The sequence below is a fragment of the Mycobacterium hackensackense genome, from assembly GCF_025822555.1.
GTDB classification, from domain to species: Bacteria; Actinomycetota; Actinomycetes; order Mycobacteriales; family Mycobacteriaceae; genus Mycobacterium; species Mycobacterium fluoranthenivorans.
Window position 1 is genome coordinate 369,321 of the sequence record NZ_JACKUC010000038.1, and the last position, 22,381, is coordinate 391,701.

Below are 22,381 nucleotides of genomic sequence, written 5' to 3' on the forward strand. Positions count from 1 at the left end.
GTCAGGGCGTCACCTCGAAGGTGGCCGGCATCTCGAACTCCGAGCGTTTCAGCCACGCCGAGACGAAGCCGTACTGGAACGCCAAGCCGACCACCGCGTTGGCCGCGAGCTCGCCGAACGGCCGCCGCAATTCCGCGCGCAGCGTCGTCCACGCCTCGGTCGCCGAGTGCTGCGGCGCCGGGTGCTCGCCCTGCTGCCCGCGTTCGTTGTGGTGCACCCAACGCAGGTAGGCGTTGCTGTGCCCGTAGCGCTTCCACTGGCTCCCCAGATCCCGCATCGCGGTGCGCGGTTCCCACTCCATCAGGACCCTGGTGTCGGTCGCTATCGTGCCCAGTGGCTGTTCCTGGATCCGCCAGCAGATATCGAGGTCGCCACCGCCGCGCATCGCCCTGAAGCCGCCCACCTTCGTGAACGCAATCCTGTCGATACCGAGATTGGCGGTCGGGTAGTAGTCGGGTTTGGGCGGCACCATCCCGATGGTGGCTTTCATCGCACCGCCACCGCGAGGAAGCATGAACGGTTGCATCTTGGCCGCCATGCGGGCGGCCAGCGTGGGCCCGGACACGGTGCGCACATTGGTGCACGACAACACGACTCCCGGCCGGCTCTGGAGTTCGCGGTGCGCATCGAGCAGACCGGGCAGCGGACGGCACCGCCCGTCGATGAACAGCAGGATGTCGGCGACCGATCTGCTCGCGGCCAGCTGCCGTGCGTAGTACGGGCCGCGGCTGTCGGTCACCGTCACGACGTGGGCGCCCAGCGAACGTGCCACCGCCTCGGTGTCATCGGTCGAGGCGTCGTTGACGACGGTGACCCGGTCACCTTCGGCGAGCTGATCGAGCAGCGGCCGAAGCAGCTTCGGTAGATGGTCGGCCATATCCCGGACAGGGATGATCACCTCGATGGTCTGCCCCGCCATGGATCAGCCGTTCAACCCGCCGCGGCCGAGCGAGTACACCTGCCACCCGGCGCTGGACCAGTACTCGCGGTCGATCGCGTTCCGGGTGTCGAGCAGGCGCGGTTCTTTGACGACCGACCGGAACGAGACGGGATCGATATTGCAGTATTCGTCCCACTCGGTTGCCAGCACGATCAGATCCGCGTTGCGGCAAGCATCCTCGGCGCTGTCGAAGTAGCCCAGCGTCGGGAACCGCGCCTTGGCGTTCGCGATGGCCTTCGGGTCGTGCACGCGCACGTCGGCGCCCTTGAGGTGCATCGCGGCCGCCACGTTCAGTGCCGGCGAATCGCGGACGTCATCGCTGTTCGGCTTGAACGCCGCACCCAGCACGGCGATGCTCTTACCGAGGAACTCCCCACCGACGACCGCGCGCGCCACCGAGACGGCCTTCTCGCGGCGGCGCAGGTTGATCTTGTCGACCTCGTGCAGGAATCGCAGCGCGTCCGAGGCGCCGAGCTCACCGGCCCGGGCGCTGAACGCGCGGATGTCCTTGGGCAGGCATCCGCCGCCGAAGCCCAACCCCGCGTTGAGGAATCGTTTACCGATCCGGTCGTCGTACCCGAGCGCGCGACTGAGCATCACCACATCGGCGTCGACGATCTCGCACACCTCGGCCATCGCGTTGATGAACGAGATCTTGGTGGCAAGAAAGGCATTGGCGGCCACCTTCACCAATTCCGAGGTCGGAAGGTCTGCGGTCAGGTGCGGTGTGCCCGCTTCGATGATGGAGGCGTACACCTGCTGCAGGGTCTTCTCCGCATATTCGGACGTGACACCGAAGACCAGCCGATCCGGCGCCAGGGTGTCCTCGATCGCCTTTCCTTCCCGGAGGAACTCCGGGTTCCACGCGACTTCGAGGTGGTGGGCCGACGCTGCATCGGCCACCTCGGCAGCAAGACGCTGGGCCGTGCCCACCGGGACGGTCGACTTGCCGATGATCAGGCCATCGCAGTCGGCGCTGGCGGCGACGGACCGGAAAGCGCTGTCGACGTAGGCGATGTTGGCCGCATCGGAGCCGGCCAGCTGCGGAGTCCCGACACAGACGAAGTGCACCGAAGCGCCCGAGACCGCTTCCTGCACCGATTGACTGAACCGCAACCGGCCGGTGCCGAGCACCTCCGTGAGCAGCTCGTCGAATCCGGGTTCGTAGAACGGCGACTTGCCGGTCGCCAGCGCGGCGATCTTCGACGCATCGGTGTCGTAGGCGACGACCTCATGTCCGATTTGTGCCATGCACGCGGCGTGAACGGCGCCCAGGTAGCCCGTCCCAATCACGCTCATTCTCATTTGCTGAACTCCAGGCTCTAGAAGGGGCCATCGGTCGACTATTTCGCAGCACGCGCAGCGCGCTGGTTCGCCGCTCAGTACATCACACGACGGCACCGCACACCGCGTGCGGATATCTCCCGATGCGGAGGTAATTACCGCAAATGTGACATCAGCCACATTACGCACCCGCACCAACGGGTAGTGCCGTAGCGGCGTCTGCACGGCAAAGCCGCACGCATTGGCTGGACGGCGAGCAGACCCCCGCTGAGCCAAGAACCTCCTGGTAGAACCAACTTTTGGTTGCTAGGGTCCGCGCATCGTCAGTGAGATTGATCACCACGAGTGGGCAATGACGCACCGAATGTCCAGACACCAGTGAGGAGCACGGCATGCCCGGAATCGCTCAGCGAATCGATCAACTGAAATGGAATCTATGGGGAGCACGGCACTTCCGCACCTCACAGGACTACTGGGAGATGCGTTATCGCCACGGCGGAAATTCAGGCGCCGGGTCATACGACCGGCTCGCCCGTTTCAAGGCGACATTCCTGAACGATTTCGTAGCCGTCAACCACATTTCGTCGGTGATCGAGTTCGGCTCCGGAGACGGCTCACAACTGGCCCTGGCGACGTATCGCGAATACGTCGGTGTCGATGTGTCCGAGACGGCACTGGCGGGCACCAGACGCAGGTTCGCCGACAACCCGTCGATCCGCTTCCTGCACACCAGCGAAGTCACCGACCGGGACCGGGCCGAACTGTCGTTGTCCCTGGACGTCATCTACCACTTGGTCGAAGACACCGTCTTCGACACCTACATGTCTCGGCTCTTCAGTGCAGCAACACGATTCGTCGTGGTGTACGCGAGCGACGAAGACCGGACCTGGTCGTCGCCCCATGTTCGGCACCGCAACTTCACCCAATGGGTCAAGGAACATCAGCCCGATTTCGACTTCGTCGAACGGGTGCAGAATCCCTATCCGTACTCCGAGGACGATCCGGACAACACGAGCTTCTGCGACTTCTTCGTGTTCACCCGATCGGTGTAGGCGAGCGACTGGTCAGCCCCGGGTGAGCCGATACACCTCGGTGTCGCCCATGGCGACGCTGGTCCCCAGGAAGTGGACGACGTAGCCACGATCGGCGAACTCCTTCAGGAGGGTCTTGCGCTTGCCGAGGGTATTGCCGTACGTATCGCCGAGCATCACTTTGCTGACGTAGTAGAGCTCTCGTGTCGCGGCACCGGACAGGTCCGGGAAGCGGGCGAGCAGCTGGTCCTGGCTCGCCGCGTAGATCTGCGCCGTCGACGCCACCGGCCAAAGGGTGGCCGGAACGACCCCGCGCCGGTCCGAGTCGAGGACGATCGCGGCATTGGCGCCCGGGACGAGACGCTCACCACGGTTCTGCAGATACACGAACACTGCGGTGGCGATCGTCACTCCGACGAGCTGAAAGACGAACAACGCGGAGATCGTGCGGATGACGGCGTCGGACCGCTGCGCAGCGACGGCCAGGCCGACGGCCAGGAACGGGGTGAGGAAGTACAGATAGAGGGGACGCATGGTGTGCTGCGGGTCGATGAAGGTCAGGAACAAGGCGACCATCGTGAGCCAGGAACCGAGGAACACGAGGAGCGGAACCGACTCGCTGGTGAGTGCGATGGTGTGGTGATCGTGCCGGTTTCGCCACCACCACCGCGCGACCATGACCAGGATCGGGATCACCACCGCGGCCGTCATCAACCATCCGGCCACCGACATCGCATCGGCGTGATAGGTGGGATCCAGCGGCAGGAACGTCTCGACGAGGGCGGCGACCGATGCGGCCGCGCGCAGCGGCAGGGCGCCCCAGCTGAACGGCTGGGCCTGCGCACCACCTCGGTGCACCGACTCGATGAAGTCCGGGGCGGCGGCCATGAACGCGGCCCCGGCCGCCGCGTAGGACGCGACCAGCGCTGCCAGTTCGCCGTACCTGCGACCGGTGACCAGCGTGGTGCCGATCGCCAGGAACACCATCCCGGCGGGCACCACGAACAAGAACTGCGTCAGGATGCCCGCCGCCACCACCGGCGCCATCGCGGCCAGGTAGCCAAATCGATTGTGCTGCAACCACAGTACCGTCACAAACAACAGCAGCGCGGCGAACAACCCGAGCAGCGCGTACTGACGGACGGCCACGTCCGCCGCACGGGTCGCCATGGTCAGCGCCCAAGTCAGCACCACGGCGTAGATCACCGGCGCCGGCACCGACAGCACGCGGCAGGTGGCGATGATGAGGACGGCCGTCACCCCGATGAACACCAGGTTCAATGTCAGCGCGCTGGGAAGCGAGACACCGAACGCGATGAACCAAAGGTGCAACGCCCAGAAGTAGAGCGGCGGATGGATGTCGAAATTGGCCATGTCCGAACGGATCTGGTCAAAGCAACCCGGAGATCGGAGTCGCCAGTAGTCCTGCCACACCCCGGCCGGCCCCCATTGCTGGGTGGGAGTGCCACCGGCATAGCGACCCTGATTGCACGTGACGCCGAGCATGGTGATGCCGTCATCGTGGGACAGGAAACTCGAGTGAAGGCCGCGGACGGCCAGGATCGCACCGATCCCGACCCCTAAAGTGACGAAAACACCACGGTGCGTGGAGATCTGGAGAAACCGGAAATGTAATTCCGTCCCCAGAGCACGGCGGCGCCGATCCACAGAAGCGAGAATGTCACCGTCCCCGTCCCCTCATGCAGACGGCAATCACAGCGCTCCGCTACGAGATATGACAGCTCGTCGGCGACCAACGGCACCACAATCTCACGCACTCAGCACCTCTGCAAGCGAAATTGCCGAACCTGTGAATTACTGGATACGCCAGGCCCTGGTCACCATCGAGGCATTGGCGGTGGCCTGACCGAAGTCGGTGTCGGCATCGTCCCCGTCGAAGTCGTCGAGCCAATCCCCATCGCGACCGCCCGGACCGCCCGCGCCCGCGTAGGCGGGCACCGGTGCGGCTGCCCTCCGCTTCAGCGAAACCCTCTTGGTGGGCGGCGCCGACGGCCACCAGTTCTTGTCGCCCAAGAGGACCGCGATCGCGGGCACGGTGATGGTGCGGACCAGGAAGGTGTCGAGCAGCAGGCCGATACCGATGATGAAACCGGTCTGCACGATGGCCGCGATACTGCTGACGGTCAGCGCCAGCATCGATGCCGCGAAGATCAGGCCCGCCGAGGTGATGACACCGCCGGTGGCACCGACCGTACGGATGACGGCCGCCCGGATTCCTCGGTGCGCCTCCTCCCGGATACGGGAGATCAACAACAGGTTGTAGTCGGCACCCACCGCCACCAGCACCAGGAACGTCACGCCGGGGGTGTTCCAGAAAATCGGCTGTTTCAAGATGAATTGGAAGACGATGACGGTGATGCCCAGGGCCGACATATACGACAACACCACGGTGACCACCAGGTAGAGCGGCGCCAGGATGGCCCGCAGCAGTACCACCAGAATGAAGAACACCACGATCAACGTCACCAGGACGATGTAGCGGATATCGGAGTTGTAGTAATTGCGGATATCGTTCTGGCCCCGGGTGAACCCGACCATCGTGACTTTCGCATCGGCCAAAGTCGTGTTGGGGCGGGCACTTTCGGCCGCCCCGATGATGTCCTCGATCTGATCCATGGCCTGCGTGCCGAACGGGTCGAGCGCGGTCTGCACCAGGTAGCGCGCCGTGTGTCCGTCCGGTGAGATGAACAGCTTCGCGGCCTTCTCGAACTCCGGCCGGGTGAGGATCTGCGGCGGGATGTAGAAGCCCGACATCGACGGGTCCGCCGCGTCGCGCTTCATCGCCAGCAGGAAGTCCGACGCCTGCCCCAGACCGCCGCCCATCTGCCGGGTCTGATCGACCAGCACCTTCACGCCCTGGGCCAGCTTGTCGCTGGACTCGGCGAGCAGGTTCGCGCCCTTGACCAGCGTCTCCAGCTGGACCTTCAGCGCCGCCGGATCGCTGGCCTTCAACTCGTCGGCCGCGGTCAGCGCCGTGTTCAGACTGGAATCGATACCGGCCAACTGGTCGTGCAGGGAGGCTTCGTCGGTGGTCTCCAGCTGCCTGGCGGCCAGCCTGATCTGGTCCATGGTGCCGTCTTGGTACGCGTTGAGCAGGCTGGTCAGGTCGGTGCGCACGGCGCGGCAGGCCGGGTCGATCGAGCACCACGGCACCGAGTTGAGCACCTGCAAGGTCGGCTGCAGCCAGACCACGTTGGTGATGACGCCCTCCATGCCGACGCCGAGCGTCTTGCCGAGGTTGTGCAGCCCGTCCACCACCTGCGCGCTGGCGCTGGCCCGCTTGATCGTCCCGGTGCCACCGTAGTTCTTGTCGATCTCGACCAGCGCGTTCAACAGCGTGGTCAGCGGGCCGGCCGACTGCAGCACCTGGTCCCTGAGCTTGGCGAGTGCGTCGGCGAGCTGACGCGAGCCATCGGTCAGGGCGGTCAGATTGCTGTCGTTCTGCGAGATGAGATTGGTGGCCTCTTCCATCTTCTCGCCGACCTCACCGGCCTGATGGGTGGCCCGCGCCTCGGTCAGCATCTCGCCGTTGGGCCGGGTGATCCCGCGGACGGCCGCGATATTCGGCAGCTGAGCCACCCGCGCGGCCATCTGTTCCATATCGGCCAGCGCGCGGGGTGACCGCAGATCCTGGGTATCGGAGTGGATCACGATGAACTGCTGCATCGAGTTGCTGACCGGGAAGTGCGCGTTCATCGTCTCGTAGGCGTCGTTGCTCGCCGACTTCACCGGCAGATTCTTGCGGTCGTCGAAGTTGAAGTTGACCAGCAGCGCACAGCTGGCCAACGCGAACAGCACGGTGAGGCTGCAGATCAGGTTGAGCCAGGGCCGTCGCACGATGTTCACGCCGGACAGCCGCCAGAACCGGCCGGTGATGTCCTTGCGCGGGTTGACCCAGCCACGCCGGCCCGCCAGCACGATGAACGCCGGCAGCAACGTCACCGACGCCAGGAACCCGACGAAGATGGTCACCGCGAGCGCCGGCCCGATCGTCGAGAAGACGGCCAGCTGGGTGAACATCAGCGACATGAAGGTGAGCGCGACCGTGCCCGCCGAGCCGGCGATCACCTCCCCGATGGACACCAGCGCGGCGACCACCGCCTTGTCCGACTCCATTCCCCCGCGCAGATACTCCTGATAGCGACTGAACAGGAAGACGGCATAGTCGATACCGGCGCCGATCATCATGCCGGTGATGAGCATGATGGTCTGCGGGCCCAGGCCGAGGCCGATCAAACCCAGCCCGGCGACCACCTGCTGCGCGGTGGCCAGCGAGATGCCGATGGTCAGCAGCGGGATGACCATCGCGACGATGTTGCGGTAGACGATGATCAGGATGAGCAGCACCGTGATGACGGTGGACAGCTCGATGATGTGCTGGTCGCGTATCGCGATCCCGGTGACGTCCTGCATGGTCGCGGCGGCGCCGACGACACTCGGGGTCAGCGTGGTGCCCGCCGTGGTCTCGTTGACGATCTTCATGGCGTCCCGGTACGCCTGCTGCCCCTTGCCGGTACCCATGGTGCCGTTCAGGCTGACCGGCAGGTTCCACGCCTTGCCGTCCTTACTGGTCATCGCCGGCTTCAGCTCGGGGATGTGGACGAAATCCTGGGTGCCGATCACGATGTCGGTCTTCGCCCGCAGTCGTTCGACCAGCTGGCGGTAGGTGGCCTCGTCCTGGGCGGACAACCCGTTCTCGTTGACGAGGACGACGGCCACCATGTTGCTTGCGCCGGCTTCGTTGAACGCGTCCTTCATCTGTTTGCCGGCGACCAGGACGGGGGCATCCTTGGGCCAGAAATCCGGCGGATGCTGAGCGGCAACGGTCGCCAGAGGGGGCAGCGCAGCGAACAACGCGCCGGCGATGACCACCCACGTGGCGATCACGAGCAGCGGGTGACGGACGATCAGCCGGCCACTAGCCGCCAAAAAGGCGTGCGCGCTCACCTTGGGACGTTTGAACATTGCGGACCAGGCTACAGGTTTGAGCAGCTGAGTCGACGACGCCGGTACGAATCCGAGTGCCGTCTAGCAATCTTCTCAGGTTGTTTATACATTGCCCTCCGAAGCAAGCGACCGACGCGCTGACCGCGTACGGAGTACAGCATCGACGCTGAACACCGCCAGCGCGACCCAGATGAGTGCAAATCCGAGCCAGCGTGCCGGCGGCATCGCCTCGTGTCCGACCAGCACACCCCACGACATTTGCATGAGGGGCGTCAGGTAGAACAGCAGTCCCATCGTCACCATCGGCAGGCGTTGGGCGGCAGCAGCGAACAACAGCAATGGGATTGCGGTGAGGGCACCGGAGCACATCAACAGCGCGACGTGCGTCGCTCCGTGCCCGAGGAAGGTGCCCGTACCGGCCGACTGAAGCATCAGCAGATAACCCACAGCAAACGGGGCGGCCAGCCCCGCCTCCACACCGACGCTGATCCTGGGGTCGACGTCGACCGTCTTCTTCACCGCACCGTACAACGCGAAGGACAGCGCCAGACCCAGCCCGATATAGGGCAGGGATCCGATCTCCATGGTCAGCACCACGACCGCGACCACCGTGATCGCCAGCGCCACCAGCTGCGCGCGGTTGAGCCGCTCCCGGAAGATCAGCACTCCGAGCGCCACCGTCACCAACGGGTTGATGAAGTAACCCAGGGCCGCGTCGACGACGTGACCGTTGTTCACCGCATACACGTAGATGGCCCAGTTCGCCGCGATCAGCGCCGACGCGCAGGTCAGTAACAACCAGGTGCGTCGGGACATCGTGCGCAACTCGCCGAGCCGCCCGACCAGCACGATCACCACGGCCAGCAGGATGAGGCTCCACACGATGCGATGCGCGAGGATCTCGACCGCGCCCGCGGGCTTGAGCAGCGGGAAGAAGGCGGGGAACAGTCCCCACATTCCGTAGGCCCCCGCGCCGAGGAGCAGTCCGGGTCGATTCCCCTGGTCGCTTCGCTCCTGCCCTCCGGGTCGATTCCCCGGGTCGCTTCGCTCCTGCCCTCCGGATCGATTCCCCGGGTCGCTTCGCTCCTGCCCTCCGGATCTCCCGGCCACCTCAGTGCTCGTGACGCAACACGTCCAGCGCGTGCTGCAGATCAGCCGGATAAGGGCTGGTGATCTCTATCCACCTGCCGTCGGCGGGGTGGGCGAAGGCCAGCGACCGCGCGTGCAACCACTGACGCTCCAGCCCCAGTTTCTTGGCCAGCTTCGGGTCCGCCCCATAGGTCAGGTCGCCGCAGCACGGATGATGAAGCGCCGAGAAGTGCACCCTGATCTGGTGCGTGCGGCCGGTCTCCAGGTGCACATCCAGCAGGCTCGCCGCGACATGAGCCTCCACCGTGTCGTAATGGGTGACGCTGTGCCGTCCCTGTTCGGTGACCGCGAACTTCCAGTCGTGGCCGCGGTGCCTGCCGATCGGCGCGTCGATGGTTCCGCTGGACGGATCGGGATGTCCCTGGACCAGGGCGTGGTAGCGCTTGTCCACGGTGCGTTCCTTGAATGCACGTTTGAGCAGGGTGTACGCCCGCTCCGAGATGGCCACCACCATGACGCCGGAGGTACCGGCGTCCAGCCGGTGCACGATGCCCTGGCGTTCGTGCACACCCGAGGTGGTGATCCGGTAACCCGCCGCCGCCAGGCCACCGAGCACCGTCGGCCCGGTCCAGCCGACCGACGCGTGCGCGGCCACCCCCGCGGGCTTGTCGACGGCGACGATGTCGGCGTCGGAGTACAGAATGGTCATGCCCTCGATGTCGACGGGCGTGTTCTCGATCGGCGCGGGCGCATCCGGTATGTGCACCTCCAGCCAGGCACCGGCGGTCAGTTTGTCCGACTTCCCCGCGGCGACCCCGTCGAGTTCGACACCGCCCTCTTCGGCGATCGCGGCGGCCGCCGTGCGGGACAGCCCGAGCAGCCGCGCCAGTCCGGCGTCGACCCGCATTCCCGCCAAGCCCTCGGGCACCGGCATCGATCGGGTCGTCACTCCGGCGAGTCCGCGTCGTCGCCCGCCACGGGCGCCGACTCCTTCGCCGGTTCCTCCGGCTGACGCCGGCCGTCGGGATCGGATGCGCCGTCCGGCTGGCGCCGGCCGTCGGTATCGAAGTCGAAGCCGAACAGCGACAGCACCACGAGCAGGATCGCCCCACCCACCACCGCGGGATCGGCGACATTGAACACCGGCCACCAACCGATGGACAGGAAATCCACGACGTGTCCGCGCAGCGGACCGGGCGAACGGAAGAACCGGTCCATCAGATTGCCCAGCGCCCCGCCGAGAATCATCCCCAGGCCCAGGGCCCACCACGGCGAGACCAGCCGGCGGCCCATCCAGACGATGCCGATCACCACACCCGTCGCGACGAGGGTCAGCACCCAGGTGTAGCCGGTGGCCATGGAGAAGGCCGCACCGGAGTTGCGCACCAGGGTCCACGTCACGGTGTCCCCGATGATGGACACCGGCTGTCCCGGCGTCAGCAGGTGCACGGCGAGCACCTTGCTGACGATGTCCAGCGCCAGCACCACGCCGGCGACCACGAACAGCAGACGCAGACGCCGCCGTGGGCGCGGTCCGGCGGTGTCGTCGGCGCCGGCCCCGCCGTCTGGGGCCACCGGTGCAGCCGCTTTTTCGTCAGTCACGTGTCCATCATCCCAAACGGCGCCGCGGAGGCGGGGAACGCGCCCGTCCAATGCGGCCCGGCCGCCTATTCGGTGCTCTGTTGCAGGCTCGTCAGGTAGGGCTGCCAGTCCAGGCTGTCGATCGGGTCGGCCCGGGTGATCTCGTCGTCGTCCTCGGCGAAGGTGCGGGCGACGCCGGGGCCGCCGGCCCGCGTCTCGAACCGGACCGTCATCACACCGTGGCCCGCCCCCTGCAACCAGCCGTGCCCGTACCGGCGGTGCGACACATCGTCGCCGATCCGCCAGGGGGTCGGCGCCGCGGCGACGGTGGCCGGGGTTGCCGGGTGTTCGGCGATCTCGTCGCGAACCTGGTCGAGGTCCGGGAACAACGATTCCTGCTGCACCAGGGACAGCCCCGAAAAGCCCACCCCGACCAGCCGAATGGGACCGACCTCCACCGGATCGAGCAGCAGCCGGCGGGCGGTCGAGATCAGGGTGGCCGCGTCGGTGGTCGCGTACGGCAGCGTCGCCGAGCGGGTCAAGGTGCTCATATCCGACTTCTTGAGCTTCACGGTGACGGTGCGCGCACCCCTGCCGTCCTTGGTCAGCCGCCGATGCGCGTGTTCACCGATCGGCACCGTCGCGTCGCGTAACTGCTCCAGCGTCCGCAGGTCCTCGGCGAACGTCGACTCGGCGCTGATCTGTTTGGCCTCGGCCCGTTCGGCGACGGGGCGATCGTCGATCCCGCGGGCCAGCCGGTGCAGCGCCGGGCCGACCGTACCGCCCAGGATGTCGGCGACCTCCCCGTCGCTGAGCGCGGCGAACGCACCGATGGTCTCGATGCCGAGCCGGTTGAGCCGCTCCTCGGCGACCGGGCCGATACCCCACAGCCGGCGCACCGGCAGGCCGTCCAGCAGCAGCCGCTCGGCACTGCGGTCGACGACCCGGATACCGTCCGGTTTGGCCAGACCGGAGGCGATCTTGGCGACCTGCTTACCCGAGCCCGCCCCGACCGAGGCGACCAGCCCGGTCTGGTCCAGCACCTTGGCGCGCAGTGCTTCGCAGAACCGTTCGACCTCGCTCGCCGCCGCGCCGACCAGTTCTGCCGGTTCGCCGAACGCCTCGTCGAAGGACAGCTGTTCCAGCACCGGCACCACCGACCGCACGGTGTCGAAAACCCGGCCGCTGGCCACCCCGTACACCGCTCCACGCGGCGGCAGCACCACCGCCGGGGCGCCGACCAGCCGGCGCGCCTGGTGCATCGGCATCGCCGAGCGCGCGCCGAACACCCGGGCCTCATAACTCGCGCCGGCCACCACACCGCGCCCACCCAGCCCGCCCACCAGTACCGGGCGCCCACGCAGGGTGGGCCGGGTCAGCTGCTCGACGGACGCGAAGAACGCGTCCATGTCCAGATGCAGGACCCAGCGCTCCACAGTTGTCGATGCTAGGTGCAGCCTCCGACGTCGTTACGCTGACAACCCATGAACGACGTGCCCATCCGCGATGAGACGATTCGCCTGGGGCAGTTCCTCAAACTCGCCGGGCTGATCGACACCGGCGCGGACGCCAAATCGGTCATCGCCGACGGGCTCGTCACCGTCAACGACGAGGTCGACACCCGCCGCGGCAGGCAACTGCGGCCCGGCGATGTGGTGAGTTTCGCCGGGCACAGCGCCCGCGTGGCCCAGCCCTGAACCCCTGCGGTGCTGATCAGGCCTTGGTGAGGGCGACCGTGACGCCGTCGCCGATCTCGGTACCGTCGACCGGCGCACCGAACTCGAAGCTGGTGGCCAGGATCTCCCCGGCGATCAGATCGCGATGGGTGGCCGCCCAGTCGGCGAACTGCTCGGGCACGGCCATCACCACCACGATCCGATCGGATACCTCCAGGCCGGTGGACTTGCGCAGCTCCTGCAGCTCCCGGATCCGGTCCTTGGCCCAGCCCTCGGCCTCCAGCTCGGGCGTGACGGTGCCGTCGAGCACCACCAGTCCCGCACCGTCGGGCAGCGCCGCGGTCCATTCTGGTTCGGCGGCAACCAGTTTGGCGGTGTACTCGCCTTCCAGCAGCGTGGTGGGGCCGGCGCTGAGCGTGCCGTCGGCGTTGACCACACCCTGCCCGGCCTTGACGGCCTTGATGGCGGCCTGCACGTCCTTGCCGATCCGCGGTCCGGCCACCCGCGCGTTGACCGCGAGTTCGAACCGGCCGTAGGCGTCGATATCGTCGGTGAGCTCGACCGCCTTCACGTTCAGCTCATCGGCGATCAGATCGGTGAAGGGCTCCAGAACAGACGGATTCTCCACTGCCACAGTCAGTTTCAGCAGCGGCAACCGCACCCGCAACTTCTTGGCCTTGCGCAGCGAGGATCCCGTCGAACACACCTCGCGGACCTGATCCATGGCGGCCACCAGTTCCGGGTCGGCGGGTAGCAGCCCTTCTTCGGGCCAGTCGGTCAGGTGCACCGACCGCTCCCCCGTCAGGCCCCGCCAGATGACCTCGGACACCAGCGGCAGCAGCGGCGCCGCCAGCCGCGCCGTCACTTCGAGGACGGTGTGCAGGGTGTCGATCGCGGCGGGATCTTCCGCCCAGAACCTCTGACGTGACCGCCGCACATACCAGTTCGTCAGCGCCTCGGTGAACTGGCGCAGCTGTTCGCAGGCACCCGAGATATCGCAGCCATCCAACGACGCGGTGAGGTCATCGCGCAGGGCGGCCAGCTTGGCCAGGATGTAGCGGTCCAGCACGTGGGTGGAATCCGTGCGCCAGGTGCCGCGGTGCGGTGCGTACAGCGTCAGGAACGAGTAGGCGTTCCAGAACGGCAGCTGCACCTGACGCACCCCTTCGCGGATGCCCTGTTCGGTGACGATCAGGTTGCCGCCGCGCAGGATCGGCGAGGCCATCAGGAACCAGCGCATGGCGTCGGAGCCGTCGCGGTCGAACACCTCGGACACGTCCGGGTAGTTGCGCAGCGACTTGCTCATCTTCTGGCCGTCATTGCCCAGCACGATGCCGTGTGCCACACAGGTTTTGAACGCCGGCTTGTCGAACAGCGCGGTGGCCAGCACGTGCATCGTGTAGAACCAGCCGCGGGTCTGGCCGATGTACTCGACGATGAAATCGCCGGGGAAATGCGCGTCCTGGCCTCCCCCGGCTCCGCCTTCGAACCAGTCCTTGTTCTCGAACGGGTAGTGCACCTGGGCATACGGCATCGATCCGGAGTCGAACCACACGTCGAAGACATCCTCGATGCGGCGCATCGTCGAGCGGCCGGTCGGATCGTCGGGGTTGGGCCGGGTCAGCTCATCGATGAAGGGCCGGTGCAGATTGTCCGGGCGCACGCCGAAGTCGCGCTCCAGCTCGTCCAGGCTGCCGTACACATCGATACGCGGATACGCCGGATCGTCGGACTTCCACACCGGAATCGGGCTGCCCCAGTACCGGTTCCGCGAGACCGACCAGTCCCTGGCGTTCGAGAGCCACTTGCCGAACTGGCCGTCCTTGACGTGTTCGGGATACCAGGTGATCTGTTGGTTGAGCTCGACCATGCGGTCGCGGAACTCGGTCACCTTGATGAACCAGGACGACACCGCCCGGTAGATCAGTGGATTGCGGCAGCGCCAGCAGTGCGGGTAGGAGTGGTCATAGGTCTCCTGGCGCAGCAGCACCGCGCCGTTGACCGCTGCCGCGCCGGTGCCGTTCTTGAGGTCGCGGATGATCTGCGCGTTGGCCTCGAAGACGTGCAGCCCCGCGTAGTCGGGCACCGTCGTGTCGAATCGGCCTTTGGAATCCACCGGGGTGACGGCGACGATATCGGCGGTGTCGGCGGTGGCCTTGTCGTCCTCGCCGTAGGCGGGCGCCATGTGCACCAGTCCGGTGCCGTCCTCGGTGCTGACGAAGTCCGCCCCGAGCACCTGGAACGAGTTGACCGCATCGGCGAAGTACGGGAACGGCGGCGCGTAACGCAGGCCCAGCAGCTGTTCACCGGTGTAGGTCGCCACCACCACCGGCTCCTCGCCGAGTTCGCGCGCGTAGGCGCCCAGCCGCGCCTCGGCCAGCACGTACCGGTGTCCGTCGGGTCCCTCGACGACGACGTAGGTGACCTCGGGGTTGACGGCGACGGCCTGGTTGGACGGCAGTGTCCACGGTGTCGTGGTCCAGATCAGCAGGTAGCAGCCGGCCAGATCGGGCCCGGCGCCGTCGTCGATCCGGAACCCGACCGTCAGCGCCGGGTCCTGCCTGCTCTGGTAGACGTCATCGTCCATCCGCAGCTCGTGGTTGGACAGCGGGGTCTCGTCGTTCCAGCAGTACGGCAACACCCGGTTGCCCTCATAGGCCAGGCCCTTGTCCCACAGCTGTTTGAACGCCCAGATCACCGATTCCATGAAGCCGGGATCGAGGGTCTTGTAGTCGTTGTCGAAGTCGACCCAGCGGGCCTGGCGGGTGACGTAGGCCCGCCACTCGTCGGTGTACTTGAGTACCGAGGCGCGGCAGGCGTCGTTGAAGGCACCGATACCCATGGCCTCGATCTGGGCCTTGTCGGCGATGCCGAGTTGGCGCTGCACCTCGAGCTCGGCGGGCAGACCGTGGGTGTCCCAGCCGAAGCGGCGTTCCACCTTGTACCCGCGCATGGTCCGGTAGCGCGGGACGATGTCCTTGACGTAGCCGGTGAGCAGGTGGCCGTAGTGCGGCAGGCCGTTGGCGAACGGCGGGCCGTCATAGAAGACGTACTCGGGCGCGTCGGCGCGCCCGTCCAGGCTGGCGCGGAAGGTGCCGTCGGCAGCCCAGTACGCCAGCACATCGGTTTCCAGTGCCGGGAAGTTCGGCGATCCGCCCGTGAGCTTCGGGTAGGTGTCCACGTTGGCGGACATATGGTGTCGTCTCCTGTGCCAGGCATGTCAGGCACGGGGACGAACGTCGCGCCGGTGCGCGAGCGCCGCGGTACCACCCCGCTTGCACACCACACACATGTGCCGCTCAGTTGCGGGCGATGACGGGCCCACCCGTTCGGTTCTACCGAGCCGCTACCGGCTTTTCTTCCGAAGGCTCCCCGGTGATGGCCGGATCGATGCCGATGGGAGAAGTTTACGTCAGGCGGCGTCGACCGCCGTCGGCACGGCCTCCGAGGCGATCTCGATGAGCGCCAGCGGGAACTGCTCGGTGAGCTCGACGATGGTGTACTCCTCGAACCGGCGGGTGTCATACCACCAGTCCAGGTTGAGCACGTCGCCGCTGCGGTACGCCCGCAGCTTCAGCGCGTGGCCGAGGCCGGGGATGACCTCACACGCCGGTGCCGGATCGGCGTAACTGAACGCCACCTCGGCCTCGGGGTGTGCGCCGTGGCGGGCGGTCGCGCCCGCGATCGCGGCTCGGACCTCGGTCAGCATCTCGGTCGCGTCGACCTCGGAAGGCGACGCGCAGCTCAGCCCGACGGCGTGCACGGTGGTCTCGACCGTCGACTGACGCACGAGGTCGACGGCAACCACGCCGCTGCCGATCGTGCGGTGGACGGTGCGAGCCAGCGCGGCCAGCAGGATCTGCTCGGCCGGCACGCGCAGGTGCCGGCTGGCACCTTCGAGCTCTTCGCTGAGCACCTCCGACAACGGCGCCTGCATCCGCTGCAGATCATCGGGCTTCGGCGCGTCGTCGACGTCATAGTCGGTGATCATGACGGTGGCACCCAGATCGGCGGCAACGTCATCGGGTGCACGCCCGACGCCGGAGGGAGAAAATTCGCCGGTTTCGACTCTGTTCCGGAATAGCGGAGCAACCATGGGCACCACATTACGGCCTGTGTCCCAAAATTGGGACACAACTCCCGAAACTGTGACGCCAGTGTCAATTAAGGAATTAATGCCCGTTTTTTGGTTGCTGGCGCCCAATAGCGGGATGCCGTTATTGTGGGTGGGTGCCACGTACCGATGAGAACGGTCGACAACTCAAAGCGCTGCTCGATTACCTGCTCGACGGTGATGTCGAGGCCAAGGACATCTACGACGCCCTCGGTATCTCCAGCAGCACGTACTACCGGCGGATCAAAGAGGCCAGCTACCCCGACGCCGAGGAACTTCGCCGCGTCGCCGATCGCTTCACCTTGAGTTATCCCGACCTTCAGGTGCGTTTCGGCCTCATGAGCCGCCAAGAGGTGTGGAATTACATCGAGTCGACGCCGTTCACCGTCACCGCGGTGAAGGAAGCGGTCCGTGAGGAGGTCGGCACCCGGCAGCAGACCCGCCCGCCACGACTGTCCCAACTCACGCCGCGTGGCGACGCGCCCCCGCTCTAACCAGTAGTATTTGCTGACAATAATTCAGCTCGAAGGCGACACAGATGCAACTGACCATCCTCATCGCGATCACCTTGGCGTGTATCGCGTGGAGCCTGTGGATCCGTCGCGTCACGTGGTCGTGCCGCTGGGAAGTTGCCGCGACGCTCAACATCGCGTTACAGGGCCTGGCGGTTCTGCTGATGTCGCCGCTGGCCTCGGAAACCCTGGGCAAACTGCTGCACGCGATGACCGGTATGTGGAACCTCGAGGACTACATCGGGCACGACTGCTACATCGTCGCGGCGTCGGCCATCGTCTACAACGCCGTCGGCAGGTTGCAGGACGACCACGCCATGCAGAGCTCGTTCAAGCAGTACATCGAGCGCCCGGCCACGCTGTGCATCCCGCTGATGCTGGCCGCCTTCTCGCTGAGCAACGGCGCCACGGTGTACCGCGCCGACTTCTTCGAGGTACCCACCGATTTCTGGCTCAGCCTGTACTGGCTGATGGTCTGCGGCATGCTGATCTATCTGCTCGGCTATGGGGTGCGCGCCCTGCTGGTGCTGCGTAAAGACCCCAAGTCACGGGCCATCGCCAATGTCTATCTGGTCGCCTCGGCGAGCGGCATCCTGGCCTGTGCCATCCGGATCGTCACCGCCTACGTCGTCCCGTTGCAGATCTGGGACGGCGGCACGCTGGTCTGGATCTTCGCCTGTGGGTGCGCGGCGGGCTTCGCCCTGACCTCGGCGCATTCCTGGCGGGTCAAGACGAAGTGGTTCAGCAGAGCCAGTCGCTGACCGCCCGATCGGCCGACCCGGCGTACGCCGGTACCGAATAGACTTCCCGCTCATGAGAATCGTTGTGGCAGTCCACGGCACGCGCGGCGACGTCGAACCCTGCGCCGCGGTGGCGCGCGAACTGCGCAACCGGGGTCACGAGGTCAAGATCGCCGTGCCGCCCAATCTCATCGGCTTCGTGGAGTCGGTCGGCCTGGGACCCGCCGTCGCCTATGGTGTCGACTCCCAGAAGCAGGTGGAAAGCGACGCGTTCCAGAACTATTGGAAGCTGAAGAACCCGGTGGCCGCCATCAAGGAGGGCATCGCCTACTACACCGACGGGTGGGCGGATATGAACGCCACCCTCACCGAGCTGGCCGCCGACGCCGACCTCATCCTGACCGGAACCACCTATCAGGAGGTGGCCGCCAACGTCGCCGAGCACTACGACATCCCGATGGCGGCCCTGCACTACTTCCCGGCCCGGCCCAACAGCCACCTGCTGGCGGTACCGCTACCGTCGTGGGCCATCAAACCCAGCTTCGCCGTCGGCGAGTGGGCCCTGTGGCGACTCGGCAAGTCCGCCGAGGACGCCCAGCGCCGCACCCTGGGCTTGCCGGCCACCAACATCCGGTCCGCGCGGCGCATCGTCGAGGCGGGGGCGCTGGAGATCCAGGCCTACGACCCGACCTTCTTCCCCGGCCTGGCGCAGGAGTGGGGCGGCACGCGTCCCCTGGTCGGCGCGATCACCCTGGGCCTGGAGACGGCCATCGACGAGGAGGTGACCTCCTGGATCAACGCCGGCACCCCGCCGATCTACTTCGGCTTCGGCAGCATGCCGGTGGAGTCCCCCGCCGACGCGGTCGCCATGATCACCCAGGTCTGCGCCGAACTGGGTGAACGCGCGCTGATCAGCGCCGGCGTCTGGGAACTCGACGAGATCGCGGCCGCCGAGCACGTCAAGCTGGTCGGCGCGGTGAACCACTCCGCGGTGTTCCCGGCCTGCCGGGCCGTCGTGCACCACGGTGGTGCCGGAACCACCGCCGCGGGCGCCCGAGCCGGTGTGCCCACCCTGGTGTTGTGGGTGTCCGCCGATCAGCCGGTATGGGCGAGGGCCGTGCGCAAGCTGAAAATCGGTACCTCGCAACGGTTCACCTCGATGAACAAGAAGTCGCTCACCGCCGCGCTGCGGACCGTGCTGGATCCGGCCGTCGCCCGGCGGGCCCGCGAGTTCGCCGCCGGTCTGGCCACGCCGGCGCAGAGCGTGGCCTCGGCAGCCGATCTGATCGAGCACGCGGCACGCCCCGTCCGGGCCGGCTAGAACGTCGCCGCGAGCCCGAAATCGTCCAAGGCGCCGGCCAGCGCGTCCCGGATCGCGGCGCGCGAGTTGTCGCCGCCCACAGTCCAGCCGCCCGCCGCGACGAAGACCCGTCCGTGCAGCCGGCCCGACACCAGTCCCAGGTACCCGTTCATCTGATTGAGGTCGCGTGAGGTGATTCGCGGTTCCAGCAGCCGCAGCGAGATGTAGTCGGCGTCGGTGCCGTCAGGCCGGTTCACCGCGGGGTCGAGCTCCCCCATGTTCGAGCAGCCGATCGGGCTGTTCACCGACACCACCATGGCTTCGAGGCGGCGCACCAACGCCTTCGGGGTGAGCGGCGTCAGCGGCAGCGGCCCCATCAGCCGGGCCGACATCTCGGCGGATTCCGACAGCGCCTGTTTCATCGCCGCGCGGACACCCACGAGGTCGGCGGTGACCACGGCCGGATCGGCGGTCATATGCGTGGCGATGAGCGCATTGGCGCGGGTATCCCCCGGCTGCCGCTCACTGACCGGCCAGGAGAGTTTGACCAGCCCGTCGGCGGCCACCCGGCCGCGCCGGGCACCGAGCCGCGCCGCGAGCCCGGCGAACAGTGAATTACTGGTCCCACCAAGGGCTTTCGCGGTCCGATCCCAGTCATCGATATCGACGAAAGCCGTGACGTTCGGCGCCACCACCGGGCGGTCGTCACCGTCGCGCGGTGGCTGCGCCGCGGTCCGGAACGAGGTCGCCAGATCCGCGCGCTCACTGCGTGCGACCGCGACGGTGGCCGCGATCGCGCGTCCCATCGACGGCACCGCCCGCAACACCTGCACGCCGTCCTCACGCAGCGCCTTGCCGCGCGGCCGCGACCCCGGCGGTGGATAGCCGAGATCCAGTACCACCCCGTTGACGGCGTCGGCGACGGCCATCGAGAAGCCCTGACCGTCGGCCAACGAATGCGACGCCGTCAGGCTCAGCGCGGCGCCACCGTCGGTCAGGGGTTGGACCCCGAGGCGCCACCCCGGCCCGCTCGCCGGGTCGATCGGCAGGGCCACGTGCTCGTCGGCGAAGTCCCACACCTGCTCGCGGGTCCGCGGCTCGGCGTAGGTGTCGATCCCCGGCGGCTCCGCCGCGGCCACCCACCGATGCCTGCCGATCGGCAGGGGCGAGCACTCGATGCGCCGGCCCAGCAGGGTGCCCGCCAGGTTGCGGTGGAAACGCTGCACGCCGGCCATGTCGATCGGCCGCCGGTAGATCCACGTGTACTGCATGATGGGTCCGCGGCCGAGGGCCTGCAGTCCGTGGAACGACGTCTGGTCGATATAGGCGAGGGTGTTGTCTGTCCCTGTCACGAAACCCGACGGTCTCAGGCCGACTGAACTTTGTCGTCCAGCCGGTCGAACTGGCGATTGCGGTACAACTCCGCCGACGACGACCGGCGCACCTTACCGCTGGTGGTCAGCGGGATCGAACCGCCCGACACGAAGACCAGATCCGCGGCGCTGATCCCGTGTGTCTCCGAAACCGCGGTCGCCACATCGCGTTTGATGGACGCCAGCTCGTCCTCGGCGATCTGCTCACGCTTCTTGATCTCGATGATCGCCACCAGCTGCTCGGTGTTGTCCTCCTCGACCGAGAAGGCGGCCACCCGGCCCCCGGTGATCTCAGTGATGGTGGACTCGATGTCGTCCGGGTAGTGGTTGCGGCCGCGCACGATCAGCAGATCCTTGATCCGGCCGACGATGAACAGCTCACCCTCGGAGATCACCCCGAGGTCGCCGGTGCGCAACCACGGCCCCGCGGGCGTACCCGCGGTCGGGCCGACGATCTCGGCTTTGAAGACCCGCTCGGTCTGCTCCGGCTTGCGCCAGTAGCCGAGGCAGTTGTTCTCGCCGTAGGTCCAGATCTCACCAATGATCCCGGCCGGGCATTCCACGCCGGTCTCCGGGTCGACGATGCGCACCAGCGGTGAGGTTTCCGTGCCGTAGCTGACCAGCGCGGTGCCGTCCTCCAACGCGCAGCGCTCGGCGTGCCCAGCGGCCAGCTTGTCGGCGTCGAAAGCGGCCACGTTCGGCGGACTGCCGGCCGCACGGGTGGCGACATAGAGAGTGGCCTCGGCCAGGCCGTAGGACGGCTTGAGCACCTCGGGGTTGAAGTTGAACTTGGCGAACCGCTTTGCGAAGCGGCGCAGCGTGGCCTCGTGCACCCGCTCGGCACCGCTGACCAGGGCGGCCACCCCGCCGAGGTCCAGTCCGGCCATATCCTCATCGGTGGTACGGCTCGCGGCCAGCTCGAAGGCGAAGTTGGGGCCGGCGGTCAGCACATTCGGGTAGCTCGCCATCATCTGCACCCAGCGGGCCGGCTTGGCCGTGAACGCCATCGGGGTGGTGAACACGGTGTGCCAACCGCCCAGGATGGGATAGCCGATCCCGAAGAGCAGGCCCATATCGTGGTAGAACGGCAGCCAGATGGCCACCGTCGTGCCCGCGGGCGCGATGTGTCCGAACGCCCCGAACTGGTCGTGCACGAACTGCTCGAAGTTCGCCGACACATTGGCGTTGGTGACCATCACGCCGGCCGGGGTGCGGGTGGACCCGGAGGTGTACTGCAGGTATGCCGTCTCCGGGAACTCTTCGCGCGACTTGAGGTTCTTACGCCGCTCGTCGAGGTCCAGCTTGTCGACCTCGACGATCGCCGGGGCGGGCCGGTCGCCGATGGCGACGGCGTATTCGGTCAGCGATTCGGTGACCGCCGACGTGGTGAGCAGGATGGCCGGGGCCGAGTCCTCGATGACGGCGGCGATGCGCTCGTCGTGTCGGCCACCCTTACCCGCCTGCGGCACCGACAGCGGGACCCCGATCAGACCGGCCTGCAGCGTGGCCAGGAACGCGACGACGTACTCCAGCCCCTGCGGCGCGACGATGACGGCGCGTTCGCCGATCTCGGCGAGCTGGCGAAGTTCCCAGGCCAGGCTGTGCACCCGCCGGTGCAGCTGGGCCCAGGTGAGGCTGATGGCGACACCGTCGGGATCGACCTCGTAGTTCAGATAGGTATATGCCAGGTCATCGGGCTGCAGACTGGCGCGTTCGCGCAGCACACCGACGAGAGAACTCTGTGTCATGGGCATAAACCTCTATCAGTCATCA

General features: G+C 66.9%; 17 protein-coding genes. 5 read left to right on the plus strand and 12 right to left on the minus strand.

Annotated features, from left to right (window positions below):
- Nucleotide 1 precedes the first annotated feature (1 nt).
- Both H7J86_RS30520 and H7J86_RS30525 read right to left on the minus strand, forming a co-directional pair.
- Nucleotides 2-919 (minus strand): glycosyltransferase family 2 protein, encoded by a 918-nt coding sequence (locus tag H7J86_RS30520; RefSeq protein WP_187095405.1) that lies wholly within the window; start codon nt 917-919, stop codon nt 2-4.
- 3 nt (nt 920-922) lie between these two features.
- Nucleotides 923-2,245 carry a UDP-glucose dehydrogenase family protein gene (locus H7J86_RS30525; protein ID WP_187095404.1) on the minus strand — a complete coding sequence of 441 codons (1,323 nt, stop codon included), beginning with the start codon at nt 2,243-2,245 and terminating at the stop codon, nt 923-925.
- Nucleotides 2,246-2,616: 371 nt separating this feature from the next.
- Here H7J86_RS30525 and H7J86_RS30530 point away from each other — a divergent pair, with 371 nt between their 5' ends.
- Entirely contained in the window at nt 2,617-3,276 is a 660-nt protein-coding gene (locus H7J86_RS30530; RefSeq protein WP_267295550.1) for a class I SAM-dependent methyltransferase, read from the plus strand.
- A gap of 12 nt (nt 3,277-3,288) precedes the next feature.
- Here H7J86_RS30530 and H7J86_RS30535 read toward each other — a convergent pair whose 3' ends face one another.
- The 6 genes from H7J86_RS30535 to H7J86_RS30560 all read right to left on the minus strand — a co-directional run bounded on the left by H7J86_RS30535 (nt 3,289) and on the right by H7J86_RS30560 (nt 12,302).
- On the minus strand, nt 3,289-4,629 hold the full coding sequence (locus H7J86_RS30535) for a glycosyltransferase family protein (RefSeq protein ID WP_267295552.1): 1,341 nt from the start codon (nt 4,627-4,629) through the stop codon (nt 3,289-3,291).
- Between the two features lie 441 nt (nt 4,630-5,070).
- On the minus strand, nt 5,071-8,241 hold the full coding sequence (locus H7J86_RS30540; RefSeq protein ID WP_267295554.1) for an MMPL/RND family transporter: 3,171 nt from the start codon (nt 8,239-8,241) through the stop codon (nt 5,071-5,073).
- An 84-nt stretch (nt 8,242-8,325) separates the two neighbouring features.
- Nucleotides 8,326-9,207: an EamA family transporter RarD gene (gene rarD / locus H7J86_RS30545; protein ID WP_267295784.1), complete on the minus strand. Its 882-nt coding sequence runs from the start codon at nt 9,205-9,207 to the stop codon at nt 8,326-8,328.
- 127 nt (nt 9,208-9,334) lie between these two features.
- Nucleotides 9,335-10,261 (minus strand): RluA family pseudouridine synthase, encoded by a 927-nt coding sequence (locus H7J86_RS30550; RefSeq protein WP_090357938.1) that lies wholly within the window; start codon nt 10,259-10,261, stop codon nt 9,335-9,337.
- On the minus strand, nt 10,258-10,887 hold the full coding sequence (gene lspA, locus H7J86_RS30555) for a signal peptidase II (RefSeq protein WP_235683687.1): 630 nt from the start codon (nt 10,885-10,887) through the stop codon (nt 10,258-10,260). The genes H7J86_RS30550 and lspA overlap by 4 nt, the downstream gene beginning before the upstream one ends.
- Nucleotides 10,888-10,979: 92 nt before the next feature.
- Nucleotides 10,980-12,302 (minus strand): DNA polymerase IV, encoded by a 1,323-nt coding sequence (locus H7J86_RS30560; protein WP_267295786.1) that lies wholly within the window; start codon nt 12,300-12,302, stop codon nt 10,980-10,982.
- A gap of 75 nt (nt 12,303-12,377) precedes the next feature.
- Here H7J86_RS30560 and H7J86_RS30565 point away from each other — a divergent pair, with 75 nt between their 5' ends.
- On the plus strand, nt 12,378-12,590 hold the full coding sequence (locus tag H7J86_RS30565) for an RNA-binding S4 domain-containing protein (protein ID WP_090357942.1): 213 nt from the start codon (nt 12,378-12,380) through the stop codon (nt 12,588-12,590).
- 16 nt (nt 12,591-12,606) lie between these two features.
- Here H7J86_RS30565 and ileS read toward each other — a convergent pair whose 3' ends face one another.
- A complete protein-coding gene (gene ileS, locus H7J86_RS30570) occupies nt 12,607-15,762 on the minus strand; it encodes an isoleucine--tRNA ligase (RefSeq protein ID WP_267295556.1) in 3,156 nt (1,051 codons plus the stop codon).
- A 219-nt stretch (nt 15,763-15,981) separates the two neighbouring features.
- Nucleotides 15,982-16,665: a hypothetical protein gene (locus H7J86_RS30575; protein ID WP_235683261.1), complete on the minus strand. Its 684-nt coding sequence runs from the start codon at nt 16,663-16,665 to the stop codon at nt 15,982-15,984.
- A gap of 134 nt (nt 16,666-16,799) precedes the next feature.
- On the opposite strand from H7J86_RS30575, the gene H7J86_RS30580 reads away from it, so the two are divergent.
- The 3 genes from H7J86_RS30580 to H7J86_RS30590 are packed head-to-tail and all read left to right on the plus strand — an operon-like array spanning nt 16,800 to nt 19,256.
- A complete protein-coding gene (locus H7J86_RS30580; protein ID WP_090357946.1) occupies nt 16,800-17,177 on the plus strand; it encodes a transcriptional regulator in 378 nt (125 codons plus the stop codon).
- Nucleotides 17,178-17,221: 44 nt separating this feature from the next.
- Nucleotides 17,222-17,956, plus strand: coding sequence for a hypothetical protein (locus tag H7J86_RS30585; RefSeq protein ID WP_090357949.1), 735 nt, complete (start codon nt 17,222-17,224; stop codon nt 17,954-17,956).
- 52 nt (nt 17,957-18,008) lie between these two features.
- Nucleotides 18,009-19,256, plus strand: a complete 1,248-nt coding sequence (locus H7J86_RS30590) for a glycosyltransferase (RefSeq protein WP_090357951.1) — start codon at nt 18,009-18,011, stop codon at nt 19,254-19,256.
- On the opposite strand, the gene H7J86_RS30595 is transcribed toward H7J86_RS30590, so the two are convergent.
- Nucleotides 19,253-20,587 (minus strand): condensation domain-containing protein, encoded by a 1,335-nt coding sequence (locus H7J86_RS30595; RefSeq protein WP_267295558.1) that lies wholly within the window; start codon nt 20,585-20,587, stop codon nt 19,253-19,255. The genes H7J86_RS30590 and H7J86_RS30595 overlap by 4 nt on opposite strands.
- Nucleotides 20,588-20,601: 14 nt before the next feature.
- Nucleotides 20,602-22,356, minus strand: coding sequence for an AMP-binding protein (locus H7J86_RS30600; protein WP_267295560.1), 1,755 nt, complete (start codon nt 22,354-22,356; stop codon nt 20,602-20,604).
- Nucleotides 22,357-22,381: the final 25 nt, after the last annotated feature.